The 2,184-nt window shown below is 66.9% G+C and carries 3 protein-coding genes; all 3 read left to right on the top strand.

Going from position 1 to position 2,184, the window contains the following annotated elements:
• A partial coding sequence (locus AC1DJN_RS21710) for a dicarboxylate/amino acid:cation symporter (protein ID WP_478040210.1) occupies positions 1-791 on the top strand: 791 nt, incomplete at its 5' end.
• 230 nt (positions 792-1,021) lie between these two features.
• Positions 1,022-1,561 (top strand): hypothetical protein, encoded by a 540-nt coding sequence (locus AC1DJN_RS21705; protein WP_032975047.1) that lies wholly within the window; start codon positions 1,022-1,024, stop codon positions 1,559-1,561.
• A gap of 8 nt (positions 1,562-1,569) precedes the next feature.
• Positions 1,570-2,172 carry a hypothetical protein gene (locus AC1DJN_RS21700; RefSeq protein ID WP_051501624.1) on the top strand — a complete coding sequence of 201 codons (603 nt, stop codon included), beginning with the start codon at positions 1,570-1,572 and terminating at the stop codon, positions 2,170-2,172.
• Positions 2,173-2,184: the final 12 nt, after the last annotated feature.

Here is a 2,184-nt window from a genome sequence, read left to right as displayed (position 1 = left end):
GCGAGAAGGTGACCGAGGCGCGCAAGCTGGTCGGGCAGATGAGCGACATCATGATCCAGGTGACCCGCTTCGTGCTGGAAGTCACCCCGATCGGCACCTTCGGCCTGATTGCCGGCCTGGTCGGCAGCTACGGCTTCGAGAAGCTGCTGCCGCTGGGCCACTTCGTGCTGGCCCTGTACGTGGCCTGCGCGCTGCACATCGTGGTGGTGTACAGCGCGCTGCTGCTGGCGCATGGCCTGAACCCGCTGAAGTTCTTCCGTGGCGCGGCGCCGGGCATGCAGGTGGCCTTCGTCAGTTCCTCCAGCTTCGCGGCGATGCCGGTCGCGCTGCGCTCGATCACCCATAACCTGGGCGTGAACAAGGACTACGGTTCGTTCGCGGTGCCGCTGGGCGCGAGCATCAAGATGGACGGCTGCGGTGCGATCTATCCGGCGCTGTGCGCGGTGTTCATCGCCCAGTACAGCGGTGTGCCGCTGACGCCGGAGCAATACGTGGTGGTGCTGATCGCTTCGGTGCTGGGCAGCTTCGGTACCGCCGGCGTGCCGGGTACGGCGGTGATCATGGCAACGGTGGTGCTGAGTGCGGCCAACCTGCCGCTGGAAACCATCGGTTACCTGTATGCGATCGACCGCATCCTGGACATGATGCGCACGATGACCAACGTGACCGGACAGATGCTGGTGCCGGTGCTGGTGGCCAAGGAAACCGGCCTGCTCGACCAGACGGTGTACGACAACCCGTCCACCAACGTCGGCATCGATGATCCCGACCCGAGTCCGCCGCGCGCCTGAAGCGGCACTGCAACGCGCTGTATCAGTACCTGTAACACTACTGATACAGCCCCGATGGCGCCTTGCGCAGTGGTGTTTCCTGCGCGTTAAGGCGAACGGAATCCGAACGAAGTTGTAACACTGTGGCGTCACGCCGCCGCGGTGTTACCCGTCAAACCCCCGCTGCGACGGACTTCCGGTGTTGGCACGAAAGCTGCTCTCTCCCTGCGCATATGCAACGGGAGAGCGGCATGGACGGCAGCACCACCCTTTTCACTGTTTCTGGCCGGCGGCTTGCGCTGCTGCTGATGCTGGCCGTTCCGCTGGCGGCTGCGGCCTCGGGTGCCCGTCAAGGGGTGAAGGCGCAGCCGGGTGAGATCGTCCTGCTGCGCGACGTGTCTACGCGCCCGGCCTACCGCATGGCGCCGCCCGGCGTGGCGTTGATCGCCGATCCGAAACCGCAGCATGAGATCGCCGCCGCACTCGGCAGCAGCGGCGCTGCCAGCGGCATGGATGAACTCAGCGATGACGACTACGCCGGCCTCGGCGCTGGCCAGACCGGCAGCGTGCGCGCGCACGGCGTCACCACTGTCGAGCGGGTGACGCAGCAGGCCCTGGGCGGAACCCTTGGACGCTCGGGCGAGGGGATGATGAGCGGCAGCAGCCTCAGCGGTGCGATGAGCGGCCCGCTGGGGGCGGTCGGCAATACCACGCGCGGCATCGGCGATACCGTGCGTGGCGCACTGTCGCAGTTCCCGTTGGGCGCTCCGGCGCAGGCGGGTGGCAAGTGAAGCGCGCAATGCTGCTGGCGGCCTGGCTGGCATTGCCCGCCACAGCGCTGGCCGACGACTACAGCGGGATGCTGGCCTACCTCGACGTGACCCGCATCGACGGTCGCGCGCTGGCCGGTGCCAGTGGTGCCATCGCCATCAACCAGGCGGCGGGCGATCTCAACATCCAGGCCAATCTGCATGGCATGGCCAGCGGCGACCGCGCCGACGTGGCCATCGCTGCGCGCCAGCAGCACAGCAACGACGTCGTGCTTTCGGCACCACTGGAAGCCAGCGCGCACATCGCCGGACAGGCATTGGCAGGCGCCAGCGGCATTGCATCGATCAACCAGGCCAGCGGCATCGCCAACACGACGCTCAACGTCGTCAGCGCGACGCTGGCCCGGCAAGGAATACGCGAGTCCGATGACACGGCGTTGGCCGCCTCGGACATCGCGTCAGCAGGGGGGCAGGGCGATACCGGTGACGGTGTTGCGGCGGGTATCCGCAGTGTCGGCGTTTCGTCGACGGCACTGCGGGGCTTCGACGGTGTCCTGCAACTCAATCAGATCGCGGGAGCGCGAAACGATACGGCCAATGTTCTGGGCCTGGTCGTGCAGGGCAACCCGTGAGTACCACCCACC

Source organism: Stenotrophomonas sp. 05L414_2 (genome assembly GCF_056397905.1).
Note: the sequence above shows the minus strand (reverse complement) of the source record. Positions and strands in the feature narration are given on the sequence as shown.